Below are 16,858 nucleotides of genomic sequence, written 5' to 3'. Positions count from 1 at the left end.
GGGAACCGGCCTGCAGTGGACCGACCAGTGTACGACTTATCCGATCAGTGTGCCGACTGCGACACGCGTCACCGTGCGTTGAAGTACTTGGCCTCCGGGTGGTGGATCACGATGGCGTCCGTGGACTGCTCGGGGTGCAGCTGGAACTCCTCGGACAGGTGGACGCCGATCCGCTCCGGCCGGAGCAGCTCCGCGATCTTGGCACGGTCCTCCAGGTCGGGGCAGGCGCCGTAGCCGAGGGAGAAGCGGGCGCCCCGGTACTTCAGGTCGAACATGTCCTGGATGTCGGCGGGGTCTTCGCCGGCGAAGCCGAGTTCGGCGCGGACGCGGGCGTGCCAGTACTCGGCCAGGGCCTCGGCCAGCTGGACGGACAGGCCGTGCAGTTCGAGGTAGTCGCGGTAGGCGTTGGCCTCGAAGAGCTTGGCCGTCTCCTCGCCGATGCGGGAGCCGACGGTGACGACCTGGAGGCCGACCACATCGGTCTCACCGGACTCCTCCGGGCGGAAGAAGTCGGCCAGGCACAGGCGCCGGCCGCGGCGCTGGCGCGGGAAGGTGAAGCGGGTCCGCTCGTTGCCCTGCTCGTCCAGGATGATCAGGTCGTCGTCCTTGGAGACACAGGGGAAGTAGCCGTAGACGACGGCCGCTTCGAGGAGGTTGTCGGTCTGCAGCCGGTCGAGCAGGCCGCGCAGCCGGGGCCGGCCCTCGGTCTCGACCAGTTCCTCGTAGCTCGGTCCCTCGCCGGTGCGGGCCTGCTTCAGCCCCCACTGGCCCTTGAACAGCGCGCCCTCGTCCAGCCAGCTCGCATACTCCTTGAGCTGGATGCCCTTGACGATGCGGGTGTCCCAGAACGGCGGGGTGGGCACGGGGTTGTCGGCGGCGACGTCGGAGCGGACATGGCCCTCCTCGGGCCGCTCCTCGGCCTGGACGGCGGCGGTGGCCCGGACCCGGCGCTGGCGCAGCTCGGGCAGCTTCGCGCCGGGGACGCCCCGCTTGACGCCGATCAGGGCGTCCATCAGCCGCAGGCCCTCGAAGGCGTCGCGGGCGTAGCGGACCTCGCCCTCGTAGATCTCGTGCAGGTCCTGTTCGACGTAGGCCCGGGTGAGGGCGGCGCCGCCGAGGATGACCGGGAAGCGGGCGGCGAGCCCGCGCTGGTTCAGCTCCTCCAGGTTCTCCTTCATGATCACCGTGGACTTCACCAGCAGCCCGGACATGCCGATCACGTCGGCCCGGTGCTCCTCGGCCGCCTCCAGGATCGCGGAGACGGGCTGCTTGATGCCCAGGTTGACGACGTTGTAGCCGTTGTTGGACAGGATGATGTCGACCAGGTTCTTGCCGATGTCGTGCACGTCGCCGCGCACGGTGGCCAGCACGATCGTGCCCTTGCCCTCGGCGTCCGACTTCTCCATGTGCGGTTCGAGGTAGGCGACGGCGGCCTTCATGACCTCGGCGGACTGCAGGACGAACGGCAGCTGCATCTGGCCCGAGCCGAACAGCTCGCCGACGACCTTCATGCCGTCCAGCAGGGTCTCGTTGACGATGTCGAGCGCCGGGCGGTCCTGGAGGGCCTGGTCGAGGTCGGCCTCCAGGCCGTTGCGCTCGCCGTCGATGATCCGGCGCTTGAGCCGCTCGTCCAGGGGCAGCGCGGCCAGCTCCTCGGCCTTGCCGGCCTTCAGGGACTTCGCCGTGGCGCCCTCGAAGAGCTGCATGAGCTTCTGGAGGGGGTCGTAGCCCTCGCTGCGGCGGTCGTGGATCAGGTCGAGGGCGGTCTGCACCTCCTCCTCACTGAACCGGGCGATCGGCAGGATCTTGGAGGCGTGCACGATCGCCGAATCCAGGCCCGCCTTGACGCACTCGTCCAGGAACACGGAGTTCAGCAGGATGCGGGCGGCCGGGTTGAGACCGAAGGAGATGTTCGACAGGCCCAGCGTGGTCTGCACCGCCGGGTGCCGCCGCTTCAGCTCGCGGATCGCCTCGATGGTGGCGAGGCCGTCCTTGCGGGACTCCTCCTGACCGGTGCAGATGGTGAAGGTCAGGGTGTCGATGAGGATGTCCTCCTCGCGGATGCCCCAGTTCCCGGTCAGGTCGTCGATCAGCCGTTCGGCGATCTCGACCTTCTTCTCCGGGGTGCGGGCCTGGCCCTCCTCGTCGATGGTGAGCGCGATCAGCGCGGCGCCGTGCTCCCGCGCCAGCTGCGTGACCCTGGCGAACCGGGAGTCGGGGCCGTCGCCGTCCTCGTAGTTCACCGAGTTGATCACCGCGCGGCCGCCGAGCTTCTCCAGGCCGGCGCGGATGACGTCGACCTCGGTGGAGTCCAGGACGATCGGCAGGGTGGAGGCGGTGGCGAAGCGGCCGGCCAGCTCCTCCATGTCGGCGACGCCGTCGCGGCCGACGTAGTCCACGCACAGGTCGAGCATGTGCGCGCCCTCGCGGATCTGCTCGCGGGCCAGCTCCACGCAGTCGTCCCAGCGGCCCGCCAGCATGGCCTCGCGGAACTTCTTGGAGCCGTTGGCGTTGGTGCGCTCGCCGATGGCCAGGTAGGAGGTGTCCTGCCGGAACGGCACCGACTGGTAGAGGGAGGCGGCGCCCGGCTCGGGGCGCGGGTCGCGCTCGGTGGGGGCGAGGTCCCGGACCCGCTCGACGACCTGGCGCAGGTGCTCGGGGGTGGTGCCGCAGCAGCCGCCGACCAGGGAGAGGCCGTACTCGCGGACGAAGGTCTCCTGCGCGTCGGCGAGCTCGGGCGCGGTCAGCGGGTAGTGGGCGCCGTCCTTGCCGAGGACGGGCAGGCCCGCGTTGGGCATGCAGGACAGGCGGACGCGCGACTGGCGGGCCAGGTAGCGCAGGTGCTCGCTCATCTCGGCGGGGCCGGTGGCGCAGTTCAGGCCGATCATGTCGATGCCGAGCGGCTCCAGCGCGGTCAGCGCGGCGCCGATCTCCGAGCCGAGCAGCATGGTGCCGGTGGTCTCCACCGTCACCGACACGATCAGCGGGACCTCGTACCCGGCGGTCTCCATCGCCCGGCGGGCGGCGATCACGGAGGCCTTGGTCTGGAGGAGGTCCTGGGTCGTCTCCACCAGCAGGGCGTCGGCGCCGCCGGCGAGCAGGCCCTCGGCGTTCTGCTGGTAGGCGTCGCGGATGGCGGTGAAGGTGGTGTGGCCGAGGGTGGGCAGCTTCGTGCCGGGTCCCATCGAGCCCAGCACCCAGCGCTGCCGGCCGTCGCGGGCGGTGAACCCGTCCGCGCTCTCGCGGGCGATACGGGCGCCGGCCTCGGACAGTTCGGTGACGCGTTCGGCGATGTCGTACTCGCCCAGGGCGGTGAGGTTGGCCCCGAAGGTGTTGGTCTCGACGCAGTCGACGCCCACGGCGAAGTAGGCCTCGTGGACGGAGCGGACGATGTCGGGCCGGGTGACGTTGAGGATCTCGTTGCAGCCCTCGAGCTGCTGGAAGTCCTCGAGGGTGGGCTCCTGTGCCTGGAGCATCGTGCCCATCGCTCCGTCGGCGACCACCACACGGGTGGCGAGCGCCTTGCGGAGCGCGGACGCACGGGTCCGGCTGTCGGCGGAAGGGGACGTCGGCGACGAGGCCATAGAGGGGCTCCCTGGGATGCGACGGCTGTCGGCTATGCGGCTTCCCCGGGGGGCGGGGCGTGCCGCACGGCGCCAGAGTAACCGGCCGTCGGCTTGGATGGGCACAGGCGTCCACGAGGCGGACGCGGGTGACCCCGATGCCACGCCAAGGTCACCTTGGATGTAACAGGTGCCGTCCGACCATTAGCGGGAGGTCGGCAACGACCGGTAGTGTTCGGCATTGCCGAACGGTGGCTTCCCGCACCGTGGGCAGTCGAAGGGGACGGAGGCAGAACGGCGATGGCACGGAACATCCAGTCGCTCGAACGGGCGGCGGCGATGCTGCGGCTGCTCGCGGGTGGCGAGCGACGGCTCGGCCTCTCGGACATCGCCTCGTCGCTGGGCCTCGCCAAGGGAACCGCCCACGGCATCCTGCGGACCCTCCAGCAGGAGGGCTTCGTGGAGCAGGACGACGCCTCCGGCCGCTACCAGCTGGGCGCGGAGCTGCTGCGCCTCGGCACCACCTATCTCGACGTGCACGAACTGCGCGCGCGGGCCCTGGTGTGGGCCGACGACCTGGCCCGCTCCAGCGGGGAGAGCGTGTACCTGGGCGTGCTGCACCAGCAGGGCGTGCTCATCGTGCACCACGTCTTCCGGCCCGACGACAGCCGGCAGGTGCTGGAGATCGGCGCCATGCAGCCCCTGCACTCGACGGCCCTGGGCAAGGTGCTCTCCGCGTACGACCCGGTGGCGCACAGCGAGGCGCTGGAGGCCGACCGCAAACCCTTCACCGACCGCACGGTGTGCGATCCCGGCGACTTCGAGCACATCCTCGACCTCACGCGCGCGCGTGGCTACGCGGCCGATGTGGAGGAGACCTGGGAGGGCGTGGCGTCGATCGCCGCGCCCATCCACGACCGGCGCCGGATGCCCGTGGGCGCGGTCGGCATCACCGGGGCCGTGGAACGACTGCGCCGGGACGGCGAGCTGCGCCCCGAACTGATCGCGGCGGTGCGCGACTGCGCCCGCGCGGTCTCGCGGGACCTGGGCGCCGGGCGGTTCTGACCGGCGACGACGAAGCGAAACGACCGGGACGCCAGGCGGCGTTCCGGTCATCGATCTACCCTGAAAATGGACAAAAGGGGCTAGATCGTACGTCCGCACACGAAGGTCGATAACCCGCAGCGATCAATAACGATCCTGTTTTCGATAACAGAACTCTTGACGCACGCGTAACGCCGAAGCAAGACTCCCGTCCATCGGTCGGCATTGTCGAACACCTACCGGCAATACGCGCTAGAGTGTGACAACGCCAAGGGCCGGCATCGCTCTCACCCCCGAGGGCGCCAGAACCCCCGGTGGGACCCGGGGTTCGGCTTCCCTGGACGAAGGACAAAGGAGTCGCGGGTGTCCAGCTCCGACATCTTCATCGGCGAGACCATCGGTACCGCCATACTCATCCTGCTCGGCGGTGGCGTCTGCGCCGCCGTCACGCTGAAGGCCTCCAAGGCACGTAACGCCGGTTGGCTCGCCATCACCTTCGGGTGGGGCTTCGCCGTTCTGACGGCCGTGTACATCTCCGGACCGCTGTCCGGTGCCCACCTCAACCCGGCCGTCACCGTCGCCCTGGCCATCAAGGACAGCGACTGGAGCAACGTTCCGACCTACTTCGCCGGCCAGCTGCTCGGCGCGATGATCGGCGCGGCTCTGGTGTGGGTCGCCTACTACGGCCAGTTCCACGCGCACCTGACCGACAAGGAGATCGTCGGCGGTCCGGGCGCGCAGGCCACCACGGCCAAGGCCGTCGAGGCCCAGGAGAAGGGCGCCGGCCCGGTCCTCGGCGTCTTCTCCACCGGTCCGGAGATCCGGAACGTGGCGCAGAACCTCGCCACGGAGATCATCGGCACCGTGGTGCTGATCCTCGCGGTCCTCACCCAGGGCCTGAACGACAAGGGCAACGGCCTCGGCATCCTCGGCGGTCTGATCACCGCGCTCGTGGTGGTGTCCATCGGCCTGTCGCTCGGCGGCCCCACGGGCTACGCGATCAACCCGGCCCGCGACCTGGGCCCCCGCATCGTGCACGCCCTGCTGCCGCTGCCCAACAAGGGCGGTTCCGACTGGAGCTACGCCTGGATCCCGGTGGTCGGTCCGCTGATCGGCGGCGCCATCGCTGCAGGCATCTACAACGTCGCCTTTGCCTGAGAAGCCTCTTGAGAAGCCTGACGAAGCACCGAGTCTTCGAGCACGCGCCGTACGTGCAGCCCCATCACCACGGATCTTTCAGGAGCACACAGTGACCGACGCCCACACCGCAGGCCCCTTCATCGCGGCGATCGACCAGGGCACGACCTCCTCGCGCTGCATCATCTTCGACCGGGACGGCCGTATCGTCTCCGTCGACCAGAAGGAGCACGAGCAGATCTTCCCGAAGCCGGGCTGGGTCGAGCACAACGCCAACGAGATCTGGACCAACGTCCAGGAGGTCGTCGCCGGCGCCGTCGCCAAGGCCGGCATCACCCGCGACGACATCAAGGCCATCGGCATCACCAACCAGCGCGAGACCACCGTGCTGTGGGACAAGAACACCGGTGAGCCCGTCCACCACGCCATCGTGTGGCAGGACACCCGCACCGACGCGCTCTGCAGGGAGCTGGGCCGCAACGTCGGCCAGGACCGCTTCCGCCGGGAGACCGGTCTGCCGCTCGCGTCCTACTTCGCCGGCCCCAAGGCCCGCTGGCTGCTCGACAACGTCGAGGGCCTGAAGGAGCGCGCCGAGGCCGGGGACATCCTCTTCGGCACCATGGACACCTGGGTCATCTGGAACCTGACCGGCGGTGTCAACGGCGGCCGCCACGTCACCGACGTCACCAACGCCTCCCGCACCCTTCTCATGAACCTGCACACCACGCAGTGGGACGAGAAGATCTGCGAGTCCATCGGCGTGCCGATGCAGATCCTGCCCGAGATCCGCTCCTCCGCCGAGGTCTACGGCGAGGTCACCGGCGGCAAGCTCGGCGAGCTGCTCGGCGGCATCCCGGTCGCCTCCGCGCTCGGCGACCAGCAGGCGGCCCTGTTCGGCCAGACCTGTTTCTCCGAGGGCGAGACCAAGTCCACCTACGGCACCGGCACCTTCATGGTGATGAACACCGGTGACAAGATCATCAACTCCTACGCCGGTCTGCTGACCACGGTCGGTTACAAGATCGGCGACCAGCCGACGGTCTACGCCCTGGAGGGCTCGATCGCCGTCACCGGCTCGCTGGTGCAGTGGATGCGCGACCAGATGGGCCTGATCTCCACCGCCGCCGAGATCGAGACGCTCGCGCTCTCGGTGGAGGACAACGGCGGCGCCTACTTCGTACCGGCCTTCTCCGGCCTGTTCGCCCCGCACTGGCGCTCCGACGCCCGCGGTGTGATCGCCGGTCTGACCCGGTACGTCACCAAGGCGCACCTCGCCCGCGCGGTCCTGGAGGCGACCGCCTGGCAGACCCGGGAGATCGCCGACGCCATGGTCAAGGACTCCGGCGACGAGCTGGTGGCCCTGAAGGTCGACGGCGGCATGACCTCCAACAACCTGCTGATGCAGACCCTGGCCGACGTCCTGGACGCACCCGTGGTGCGCCCGATGGTCGCCGAGACCACCTGCCTCGGCGCCGCCTACGCCGCCGGCCTCGCCGTCGGCTTCTGGTCCAGCACCGACGAACTGCGCGCCAACTGGCGCCGCGCCGCCGAATGGACCCCCCAGATGGACGCGGAGATCCGCGACCGTGAGTACAAGAACTGGCTCAAGGCCGTCGAGCGGACCATGGGCTGGATCGAGGACGAGAGCTGAGCGGCTCAAGACAGCTCAGACATCTCTGACGAGGAGTAAGTACCCGACATGACCAGTCAGTCCACCCTGCAGTCCGTGCCTGCCCTGGGGACGCACCCGGCCTCCGGCTCCAACCCGAGCCGGGCCGAGACCAGGGAGCAGCTCGCCAAGGCGTCGTACGACCTTCTTGTGATCGGCGGCGGCATCCTGGGCATCTCCACCGCCTGGCACGCCGCGCAGTCCGGGCTCAGGGTGGCGCTGGTCGACGCCGGCGACTTCGCCGGCGCCACCTCCTCCGCCTCCTCCAAGCTCCTTCACGGCGGTCTGCGCTACCTGCAGACCGGCGCGGTGAAGCTGGTGGCGGAGAACCACTTCGAGCGCCGTGCGGTCTCCCGCCAGGTGGCCCCCCACCTGGCGAACCCGCTCACCTTCTACCTCCCCGTGTACAAGGGCGGGCCGCACGGCGCGGCGAAGCTCGGCGCGGGCGTCTTCGCCTACTCCGCGCTCTCCGCGTTCGGCGACGGCGTGGGCCACCTGCTCTCGCCGGCCAAGGCGGCGCAGGACGTGCCCGAGCTGCGCACCGAGAACCTCAAGGCCGTGGCCGTCTACGGCGACGACCAGATGAACGACGCGCGCATGGCGCTGATGACGGTCCGCGCGGCCGTCGAGGCGGGCGCGGTCGTCCTGAACCACGCCGAGGTCACCGGCCTGCGCTTCACCAAGGGCCGGGTCACCGGCGCCGACCTCAAGGACCGGACGTCCGGCGACGAGTTCGGCGTCAACGCCCGGCTCGTGCTGAACGCGACCGGCCCCTGGGTCGACCACCTGCGCAGGATGGAGGACCCCAACGCGGCGCCGTCCATCCGCCTGTCGAAGGGCGCGCACCTGGTCCTGAAGCGCACCTCCCCCTGGAAGGCCGCGCTCGCGACCCCCATCGACAAGTACCGCATCACCTTCGCCCTCCCCTGGGAGGACATGCTGCTGCTCGGTACCACCGACGAGGAGTACGAGGGCGACCCGGCGGACGTCTCGGTCAACGAGAAGGACATAGCCCAGATCCTGGACGAGGCCGCGTTCTCCGTCCGGGACCAGCAGCTCCAGCGCGACCTGATCACCTACGCGTTCGCCGGTCTGCGGGTGCTGCCGGGCGGGCCCGGCGACACCGCCAAGGCCAAGCGCGAGACGGTCGTGACCGAGGGCAAGGGCGGCATGCTGTCCGTCGCGGGCGGCAAGTGGACCACCTTCCGGCACATCGGCCGTACGGTCATGCAGAAGCTGGAGGCGCTGCCGGGTCACCCGCTCGGCGACGACTTCGAGCCGATCTCCTCGCTGCCGAAGAAGCTGCCGCTGCCCGGTGTCGCCAACCCGCGCGCGGTCGCCCACCGTCTGCTGGTGGACGGCCCGGCGCCGGGCCCGCGCATGGCGGCGGACACGGCGAAGCACCTGGCCACCCACTACGGCTCCCTGGCCTTCGACATCGCCCGCCTGGCGAACGACGATCCGGAGCTGGCCGAGCGCGTCCACCCCGACGCCCCGGAGATCTGGGCGCAGGTGGTCTGGGCCCGTGACCACGAGTGGGCCGAGACGCCGGACGACGTGCTGCGCCGCCGTACCACGCTGACCATCCGGGGCCTGGCCACGGACGAGGTCCGCGCGAAGGTCCAGGACCTGCTGGACAAGAAGTAGACCCGAGCGGCGGCCGGTATCCCCGACCCGGACCGTCCGCCGCCGGCACTCCGGACCCCGCCGCACCGGGTCCGGACCACTGAGAGGGGCGGCTCCACGCCGATGGAGCCGCCCCTCTCGCCTGCCCGGGAGGAGTCCGCGGTGCCAACGGCCAGGACACGACGGGGCTGGGCGACCGGCTGGAGGCCGCGCGCGATCCCCGGATGCCGGCGGTGGTCGTCGCCGGGCACGGGCTGTACGCGTGGGGCGCGGACCCGCGGCAGGCCCGGCAGCACGCGGAAGTGGTCGAGTGGCTGCTGGAGTCGGCGCCGGCGGGGAACCGAGCCCGCACCCGGCCCCAGGGGGACTTCCGTTCGAGGCGATCCGGCCATGAGAGGCCCCGCATAATGTCCGGAGACATCCGATGTCTGGGCGACAGGAGGCCGGCCGTGGCAGTCACCGACGAGGCGATCGAGAAGATCAAGGACATGATCGTCTCCGGTGCGCTGCGCCCCGGCGACCGGCTGCCCAAGGAGAGCGAACTGGCCGCCGAGCTGGGCCTGTCCCGCAACTCCCTGCGGGAGGCCGTACGTGCGCTGTCGCTGATCCGGATCCTCGACGTACGGCAGGGCGACGGCACCTATGTCACCAGTCTGGACCCGCAGTTGCTGCTGGAGGCGATGAGTTTCGTCGTGGACTTCCACCGCGACGACACGGTGCTGGAGTTCCTCGCGGTGCGCCGGATCCTGGAGCCGGCCGCGACCGCGCTGGCCGCCTCGCGGATCGGCGAGGACGAACTGGACGCCCTGTCGGCCCAGTTGGACGAGCTGGGCGCGGAGCCGTCGGTGGAGCAGCTGGTCGCGGCCGACCTGGAGTTCCACCGGAGCATCGTGCGCAGCGCCGGGAACTCGGTGCTGTGCTCGCTGCTGGACGGGCTGTCCGGTCCGACCACCCGGGCCTGGATCTGGCGGGGGCTCGCCCAGGAGGACGCGGTCGGCCGCACCCTGCGCGAGCACCGGGCGATCCTGGGCGCGCTGCGGGACCGGGACGCGGAGGCGGCCCGCTCCTGGGCGACCGTGCACATCGCGAGCGTGGAGCAGTGGCTTCGCCGCTCCCTGTGAGGGGCGCCGTGCCGCCGCCGGCCTCCCCGCTGACCGGGGGTGTTCCGGGCCCGGGAACGGGGCAGTGATCCGTTCACTCCCCCGTGCAAGGGGGCTGCGGGCGCCCCCGCCGGACGCCGTAAGGTTGGTGAGTCAAGCGAGGGCACGTCGGAAGGAGGCACTGGGTGATCGAGCTGGAGGGGGTTCCCGAGCTGATCGACCCAGTCATGGTGGCCGCGTTCGAGGGCTGGAACGATGCCGGCGACGCCGCCTCCACGGCGGTCGCGCACCTGGAACGCGAGTGGAAGGGCGAGGTGTTCGCGGCGCTGGACGCCGAGGACTACTACGACTTCCAGGTGAACCGTCCCACGGTGTTCATGGACGGCGGTGTGCGCAAGATCACCTGGCCGACGACAAGGTTGTCGGTGGTCCGCGTCGGCGGCGCGAAGCCGCGCGACCTGGTGCTGGTCCGGGGCATCGAACCGTCCATGCGCTGGCGTTCGTTCTGCAACGAGCTGCTCGGCTTCGCGCACGAGCTGGGTGTGGAGCTGGTGGTCGTCCTGGGCGCACTGCTCGGTGACACCCCGCACACGCGGCCGGTCCCGGTCAGCGGGGTCACGTCCGACCCGGACCTGGCCCGCCGGATGGACCTGGAGGAGACCAAGTACGAGGGTCCGACGGGCATCGTCGGCGTCCTGCAGGAGGCGTGCACGCACGCGGGCGTCCCGGCGGTCTCGCTGTGGGCGGCCGTACCGCACTACGTCTCCCAGCCGCCCAACCCCAAGGCCACGCTGGCGCTGCTGAACCGGCTGGAGGACCTGCTCGACATCCGCATCCCGCAGGGCGAGCTGCCCGAGGACGCGCGGGCCTGGCAGGTGGGCGTGGACCAGCTGGCCGCCGAGGACAGCGAGGTCGCCGAGTACGTGCAGACGCTGGAGGAGGCCCGGGACACCGCGGAGCTGCCGGAAGCCTCCGGTGAGGCGATCGCGCGGGAGTTCGAGCGGTATCTGCGGCGGCGGGACGTGGGCCCTCCGGGCGGCAAGCAGAGGCCGCCCGCCTCCGGCGGCGGGGCCAGGGAGGACGAGGAGGACGGCTCCTCGGAGGACTGAGGCGGCTGAAGGTACGACGAAGGGGCGGTTCCCGTGAGGGAAGCGCCCCTTCTCCGTGTGGCCGGCGTGGACGCTTCCCGGAGGAAGCGCCCACGCTTGGTGTGCCGACGCGCCGTGGGTGCCGTGGACGGGCCGTCGAGCGTCTGCGGGCCCGTGGTGGCCGGCCGCGCAGTTCCCCGCGCCCCTTCGGAGCGCCTCACGCCGGGATGGTTACAGCGCCACTCCCAGCAGTGCGTCCACCGCACGGGTCACCAGGCCCGGCGCGCCGGTGTCGGTGCCGCCTTCCGCTTCCTGGCGGGCCGCCCAGCGGTCGACGGCGGCCAGCGCGGTGGGGGCGTCCAGGTCGTTCGCCAGGGCCTCGCGGATCTCCTCGACGAGGGCGTCGGCGGAGGGCCCGTCGGGGCGGGAGACCGCCGCGCGCCAGCGGGCGAGGCGGGTGACGGCGTCCTGGAGGACCTGGTCGGTCCACTCCCAGTCGGCGCGGTAGTGGTGGGAGAGGAGGGCCAGGCGGATGGCGGCCGGGTCGACGCCGTCCCGGCGGAGCCGGGAGACGAAGACGAGGTTGCCCTTGGACTTGGACATCTTCTGGCCGTGCAGGGCGACCATGCCGGCGTGGACGTAGGCCTTGGCCATGGGGAACTCGCCGGTGAGCACCTGGGCGTGCGAGGCGCCCATCTCGTGGTGCGGGAAGGCGAGGTCGGAGCCGCCGCCCTGGACGTCGAAGCCCATGCCGAAGTGGTCGAGGGCGATGGCCACGCACTCGATGTGCCAGCCGGGCCGGCCCCGGCCGAGGGTGCCGCCGTCCCAGCTGGGCTCGCCCTCGCGGGCCGCCATCCACAGCATCGGGTCGAGCGGGTTCTTCTTGCCCGGGCGGTCCGGGTCGCCGCCGCGCTCGGCGGACAGCAGCCGCATGGCGGCGGCGTCCAGGTTCGAGACCTTGCCGAAGTGCGGGTCGGACTCGACGGAGAAGTAGATGTCGCCTTCCAGGTCGTAGGCCGCGCCGAGTTCACGCAGCCGCTCCACGAGCGGGACGATGCCGGGTATGGCCTCGACGGCGCCTATGTAGTGCTGCGGCGGGAGCATCCGCAGGGCGGTCATGTCCTCGCGGAAGAGGGCCGTCTCCCTCTCGGCGAGGGCGACCCAGTCGACGCCGTCCCGATCGGCCCGCTCCAGCAGCGGATCGTCGACGTCGGTGACGTTCTGGACGTAGTGGACCTGCCGCTTGGTGTCGAGCCACACGCGCTGAACGAGGTCGAACGCGTTGTAGGTCGCCGCGTGACCCATGTGGGTCGCGTCGTACGGCGTGATGCCGCAGACGTAGATACGGGCGACGGGACCGGGGTCGAGGGTGACCAGGCCGCCGGTCGCGGTGTCGTGGATCCTCAGGTCGCGGCCCTGACCAGGCAGGGCGGGGACCTCGGAAGCGGGCCAGGCATGCATGTACATGAGCCTAACCGGCGCCGAGCTGCGGGTACGAACGGCATGGCCCCGGATGGCCGGTTTCGCGGTCTTGCACCTCGGCGCCGGATGTGCCTAAACCGGCGGCCAGGGGATGGCGGGCCACTCCCCGCTCGGCTCCGGATGCAGGCCCGAGGTGAGCAGCGTCTCGACCCGCGCGCGCGTGGCCTCGATCTCGGCCGCCGTGATCAGCGCGGCCAGCCGCCGGCCCAGCTCCCCCTCCAGGCCGTCCCGGAGCCCCTTGAGGACGTCGACGGCCTCCGGGGTGAGGGACTCCCCGGCCCAGCCCCACAGGAGCGTGCGCAGCTTGTTCTCGACGTTGAAGGTGACGCCGTGATCGATGCCGTAGAGCCGGCCGTCGGCGGTGGGCAGCAGGTGACCGCCCTTGCGGTCGGCGTTGTTGATCACCGCGTCGAGCACGGCGAGCCGGCGCAGCCGCTCGTCGTCGGCGTGCACCAGCAGCGCGGTGCGGCCCTCGCCGACCTCGGCGAAGCCGATCGCCTTCCAGCCCGGCTCCGGCTCCTCGGCGTCGACCAGGGCGAGCAGCTCCGCCTCGGCGTGCACGTCGACCCACAGCTGGCACATGCCCTCGCCGTACGGCCCGTCGCGCAGCACCGTGGGGGGCACGAGCCCCCAGCCGGTGGCCTCGGAGACCTCGTAGGCGGCCACCTCGCGGCCGGCGAGGGTGCCGTCGGGGAAGTCCCACAGGGGGCGCTCCCCGGCCACCGGCTTGTACACGCAGGAGGCTTCCCGGCCGTCCAGGGCGACCGTGCAGAACAGCGCCGCGTTGGACGCCTCGCGGATCCGGCCGCGCACGGTCAGCTCACCCCGCGCGAGCAGCTCGGCGGGGTCGGGACCGGCCGTCACGCTCCCCGGCGGTATCCGTTCTGGCGCGGACATACATGTCCTTCCGGATCGAGCGGGAGGCTGCACAGCGGGCACGGTGGCCGCCCGGCGTTGACGATGTCGAGGGCGCGCTTGGCGAAGGCCCGGGCCTGCGCGCCGGTCAGCCGGACCCGCAGCATCGGGGGTCCGTTCTCCTCGTCCTGGAGCAGCCGCTCCTCGGCCTCCGCGAGGTCCTCCTCGGTGTCGGCGTCCAGCTCGACCAGAGCCTGGGCCTCCACGATCATGCGCTGTTCCTCGCCGTCCCAGGCCAGGGCCATGGTGCCGACGCGGAACTCCTCCTCGATGGGGGTGTCGAGCGGGGCGGTGTCGGTGATCTCGGCGGGCGCCACGGCGGGGACGGGGGCGCTGCCGCCACTACGCCGGACGACCTCGTCCAGCAGTTCTTCCATGCGCTCGGCGAGCGCGGCGACCTGGGTCTTCTCCAGGACCACACTGGTCACCCGGGAGCCTGCGATGGCCTGGAGGAAGAAGGTACGGCGCCCGGGCAGTCCGACCGTGCCGGCCACGAAGCGGTCCGGCTGGTCGTAGAGGAACACCTGACGGGACACGTCCTGTCTCCATTGAATTCGTGGTTTCGAGCGGTTCAGCGGTGCGTGCCGTGCGGATACGCGACGCGGTGGGTCGCTTCACCCTACTGCGGCAGACGATCACGGTGCGCCCGCACCACCCCCGACGGGTGCGTCGCCGCCGTCACCGGGTTCCTCGCGCGGGGCGAGCGAAGCGAAGTCGCCGGTGTCGCCGAGCCGGACGAGGAACGGCCGCAGGCGTGTGTAGCGGATGGCGGTGACCGAGCAGGGCTCCACGGAGATCCGCTGGAAGAGGTCGAGGTGGAGGCCGAGGGCGTCGGCGACCAGCGACTTGATGATGTCACCGTGGGAGCACATGAGGTAGACGGCGTCGGCGCCGTGCTCACGCTCCACGCGCGCGTTCCACTCGCGTACGGCCTCGGCGGCACGGGTCTGCATGGCCCGCATGGACTCCCCGCCGGGGAAGGCGGCGGCGGACGGGTGGGCCTGGACGACCTCCATCAGCGGCTCGTCCTTCAGCTCGGCGAGCTTGCGGCCGGACCAGTCGCCGTAGTCGCACTCCCCGATCCGCTCCTCGGTGTGGCAGCGCAGGCCGGGTCGGGCCTCCAGCAGCGGCCGTACGGTCTCCTGGCAGCGCTGCAGCGGGCTGGTGACGACCTCGGCGATCGGCAGGCCGGCGAGCCGTGCGGGCAGCGCGGCGGCCTGCGCGGCACCGCGCTCGTCCAGGGCGACACCGGGGGTCCGGCCGGCGAGCACGCCCGAGGTGTTGGCGGTGGAGCGTCCGTGCCTTACGAGGATCAGCGTGGGCATGCGGACCAGGGTAGGCGCATCACCTGGTGCGCCGGCGAGCGGGCGAAGGGAGAATGCGCACCGTGATCGTGGACTGCGCCATCTACCGGCACGGACACCGCACCGAGGGCCCGGAGGACCTCTCCGACGCGCTCGCCGAGGCGCGGGCCGCGGGCGGATTCGTGTGGATCGGGCTGTACGAGCCGTCGGAGCGGGAGTTCGACCTCGTCACCGACGAGTTCGGGCTGCATCCGCTCGCGGTCGAGGACGCCCTCAAGGCCCATCAACGGCCCAAGCTGGAGGTGTACGACGACTCGCTGTTCATGGTGATCAAGCCGGTCGTGTACGAGCCCGACAGCGACGCCGTGTCGGCCGGAGAGGTGATGGTCTTCGTGGGCGACTGTTTCGTGGTGACCGTCCGGCACGGCGAGGGCGCGCCGCTGGCGGCGGTGCGGCACCGGCTGGAGGAGGAGCCGGAGATGCTCGACAAGGGGCCCACCGCGGTGCTGTACGCGATCGCCGACGCGACCGTCGACCACTACCTGGAGGTGGCGACGGAGCTGCAGACCGACCTGGACGAGCTGGAGGCGCAGGTGTTCCAGCCGGAGACCGGCAGTTCCCGCAACACCGCGTCCCGGATCTACACCTTCAAGCGGCAGGTCCTGGAGTTCCGCCGGGCCACCGGGCCGCTGGCGCTGCCGCTGGCCCGGCTCGCCGGCAACGGCCCGCTCGGCGCGGCGGAGCCGTTCGTGCACGACAAGGCGCGGCCCTTCTTCCGGGACGTGGGCGACCACCTCACGCGCGTGAACGAGTCCGTGGAGGCCCTGGACCGGCTGGTGTCGGACATCCTGTCGGCCCACCTGGCGCAGATGAGCGTGCGGCAGAACGACGACATGCGGAAGATCTCCGCGTGGGCGGCGATGGCCGCGGTCCCCACGATGATCGCGGGGATCTACGGCATGAACTTCGAGCACATGCCCGAGCTGCACTGGCTGTGGTCGTACCCGGCGGTGATCGCGCTGATGGCCGTGCTGGAGGTGCTGCTGTACCGGCTGTTCAAGCGGCGTGGCTGGCTGTGAGAGCGGCTCAGGCGAACTCGGGGTCGGGGACGGGCGACGCGGGTCCGCCGAGGGGGTCGCGGCGCTCGGGCGCGCTCAGGCCGACCATGCGGTGCCAGCCGGCGAGGCGCTCGTAGGCGTACACGGCGTGGATGCCGGCCGCGAGCACGGCCGACTTGGCCCTGGACCAGCCGAGGATGCGGCCCATGTGCGCCATGACGGCGAGGCTGACGTCCCGGTAGACGCGGATCTCGGTGAGCGCGCACGCGCGCAGGGTGCGCTGGATCAGCCGGCCGTGCCCGGCCGCGGCGAAGCGCAGGAGTTCCTCGTGGGTGTAGGCGAGGTGGTTGTCCTCGTCGTGCGCGATCACGCGGACGGCCTTGCCGACCTCGGGGTGGTCGGCGAAGTGGGTCCGGAGCGCCACCATCTGGTCGGCGGCGCGCTGTTCGGTGACCCGGCTGTGCGCGAGGTAGACGATGATGTCCGGCACGGTGAGCGGCTCGTCCCGGCGGAGCTTGTCGTGGGCGAGGCCGATGCCGTACCGCTCCAGAAGCATCGTGTAGTCGGTCTCGGGCGGGACGGGGACCGGGGTGAGGCCGCGCTTCTTCAGCAGGGCGTGGAAGATGCGGCCGTGCTTGTCCTCGTCGGCGCCGTGCCGGGCGATCTTCGGGGCCAGCGCGCGTTCGCTCTCGGGTACCAGTGCGGCGATCCGGCCGTTCTCCCAGCCGCCCTGGGCCTCTCCGCTGGCGGCGACGGAGCAGAAGAGCCGGAAGGACTCGTCGTGGTCGAGGATCTCCTGGAAGAGACTCCTGGCCGAAAGCATGGGCGCCACCTCTCCGCAGCGTTCCGCGGGTTTCCGCAAAGAACGAGTC

At 71.1% G+C, this 16,858-nt stretch carries 13 protein-coding genes and 1 pseudogene; 8 read left to right on the top strand and 6 right to left on the bottom strand.

Annotation, left to right across the window (positions count from 1 at the left end):
* Positions 1-68: 68 nt before the first annotated feature.
* Positions 69-3,584 (bottom strand): methionine synthase, encoded by a 3,516-nt coding sequence (gene metH, locus ACIP4Y_RS24660; RefSeq protein ID WP_401397242.1) that lies wholly within the window; start codon positions 3,582-3,584, stop codon positions 69-71.
* A 279-nt stretch (positions 3,585-3,863) separates the two neighbouring features.
* Here metH and ACIP4Y_RS24655 point away from each other — a divergent pair, with 279 nt between their 5' ends.
* The 7 genes and pseudogenes from ACIP4Y_RS24655 (at position 3,864) to ACIP4Y_RS24625 (ending at position 11,248) form a co-directional block, all read left to right on the top strand.
* A complete protein-coding gene (locus ACIP4Y_RS24655; protein ID WP_401397239.1) occupies positions 3,864-4,628 on the top strand; it encodes an IclR family transcriptional regulator in 765 nt (254 codons plus the stop codon).
* 342 nt (positions 4,629-4,970) lie between these two features.
* Positions 4,971-5,765 (top strand): MIP/aquaporin family protein, encoded by a 795-nt coding sequence (locus tag ACIP4Y_RS24650; protein ID WP_401397236.1) that lies wholly within the window; start codon positions 4,971-4,973, stop codon positions 5,763-5,765.
* A 91-nt stretch (positions 5,766-5,856) separates the two neighbouring features.
* Entirely contained in the window at positions 5,857-7,395 is a 1,539-nt protein-coding gene (gene glpK / locus ACIP4Y_RS24645) for a glycerol kinase GlpK (RefSeq protein ID WP_358644103.1), read from the top strand.
* Between the two features lie 48 nt (positions 7,396-7,443).
* Positions 7,444-9,060 carry an FAD-dependent oxidoreductase gene (locus ACIP4Y_RS24640; protein WP_401397232.1) on the top strand — a complete coding sequence of 539 codons (1,617 nt, stop codon included), beginning with the start codon at positions 7,444-7,446 and terminating at the stop codon, positions 9,058-9,060.
* 167 nt (positions 9,061-9,227) lie between these two features.
* A pseudogene (locus ACIP4Y_RS24635) lies at positions 9,228-9,350 on the top strand (class II aldolase/adducin family protein); the annotation flags it as partial.
* Positions 9,351-9,488: 138 nt separating this feature from the next.
* Entirely contained in the window at positions 9,489-10,160 is a 672-nt protein-coding gene (locus ACIP4Y_RS24630) for a FadR/GntR family transcriptional regulator (protein ID WP_401397229.1), read from the top strand.
* Between the two features lie 164 nt (positions 10,161-10,324).
* Positions 10,325-11,248, top strand: coding sequence for a PAC2 family protein (locus ACIP4Y_RS24625; protein ID WP_401397226.1), 924 nt, complete (start codon positions 10,325-10,327; stop codon positions 11,246-11,248).
* A 210-nt stretch (positions 11,249-11,458) separates the two neighbouring features.
* On the opposite strand, the gene mshC is transcribed toward ACIP4Y_RS24625, so the two are convergent.
* From mshC to ACIP4Y_RS24605, 4 genes are all read right to left on the bottom strand, one after another.
* Positions 11,459-12,688 (bottom strand): cysteine--1-D-myo-inosityl 2-amino-2-deoxy-alpha-D-glucopyranoside ligase, encoded by a 1,230-nt coding sequence (gene mshC, locus ACIP4Y_RS24620; RefSeq protein ID WP_401397223.1) that lies wholly within the window; start codon positions 12,686-12,688, stop codon positions 11,459-11,461.
* A gap of 93 nt (positions 12,689-12,781) precedes the next feature.
* Positions 12,782-13,606 carry an SCO1664 family protein gene (locus tag ACIP4Y_RS24615; protein WP_401397220.1) on the bottom strand — a complete coding sequence of 275 codons (825 nt, stop codon included), beginning with the start codon at positions 13,604-13,606 and terminating at the stop codon, positions 12,782-12,784.
* Entirely contained in the window at positions 13,570-14,160 is a 591-nt protein-coding gene (locus ACIP4Y_RS24610) for a DUF3090 domain-containing protein (RefSeq protein WP_358644115.1), read from the bottom strand. The genes ACIP4Y_RS24615 and ACIP4Y_RS24610 overlap by 37 nt, the downstream gene beginning before the upstream one ends.
* A 99-nt stretch (positions 14,161-14,259) precedes the next feature.
* Positions 14,260-14,949: a histidine phosphatase family protein gene (locus ACIP4Y_RS24605; protein WP_401397216.1), complete on the bottom strand. Its 690-nt coding sequence runs from the start codon at positions 14,947-14,949 to the stop codon at positions 14,260-14,262.
* 62 nt (positions 14,950-15,011) lie between these two features.
* Between ACIP4Y_RS24605 and corA the strand changes: the two genes are divergently transcribed.
* The gene (gene corA / locus ACIP4Y_RS24600; protein WP_401397872.1) at positions 15,012-16,007 is read left to right on the top strand and encodes a magnesium/cobalt transporter CorA; all 996 of its coding nucleotides are present in this window, start codon (positions 15,012-15,014) and stop codon (positions 16,005-16,007) included.
* A gap of 7 nt (positions 16,008-16,014) precedes the next feature.
* On the opposite strand, the gene ACIP4Y_RS24595 is transcribed toward corA, so the two are convergent.
* Positions 16,015-16,809 carry a ferritin-like domain-containing protein gene (locus tag ACIP4Y_RS24595; RefSeq protein ID WP_401397213.1) on the bottom strand — a complete coding sequence of 265 codons (795 nt, stop codon included), beginning with the start codon at positions 16,807-16,809 and terminating at the stop codon, positions 16,015-16,017.
* Positions 16,810-16,858 lie beyond the last annotated feature (49 nt).

It is taken from the genome of Streptomyces sp. NPDC088810, assembly GCF_044750305.1.
Classification (GTDB): domain Bacteria; phylum Actinomycetota; class Actinomycetes; order Streptomycetales; family Streptomycetaceae; genus Streptomyces.
Note: the sequence above shows the minus strand (reverse complement) of the source record. Positions and strands in the feature narration are given on the sequence as shown.

What these genes read in the sequence shown, in the direction of transcription:
- metH (WP_401397242.1), bottom strand. Translation starts at nt 3,584, where the DNA reads ATGGCCTCGTCGCCGACGTCCCCTTCCGCCGACAGCCGGACCCGTGCG.
- ACIP4Y_RS24595 (WP_401397213.1), bottom strand. Translation starts at nt 16,809, where the DNA reads ATGCTTTCGGCCAGGAGTCTCTTCCAGGAGATCCTCGACCACGACGAG.
- ACIP4Y_RS24640 (WP_401397232.1), top strand. Translation starts at nt 7,444, where the DNA reads ATGACCAGTCAGTCCACCCTGCAGTCCGTGCCTGCCCTGGGGACGCAC.
- ACIP4Y_RS24655 (WP_401397239.1), top strand. Translation starts at nt 3,864, where the DNA reads ATGGCACGGAACATCCAGTCGCTCGAACGGGCGGCGGCGATGCTGCGG.
- ACIP4Y_RS24615 (WP_401397220.1), bottom strand. Translation starts at nt 13,606, where the DNA reads ATGTCCGCGCCAGAACGGATACCGCCGGGGAGCGTGACGGCCGGTCCC.
- ACIP4Y_RS24605 (WP_401397216.1), bottom strand. Translation starts at nt 14,949, where the DNA reads ATGCCCACGCTGATCCTCGTAAGGCACGGACGCTCCACCGCCAACACC.
- mshC (WP_401397223.1), bottom strand. Translation starts at nt 12,688, where the DNA reads ATGCATGCCTGGCCCGCTTCCGAGGTCCCCGCCCTGCCTGGTCAGGGC.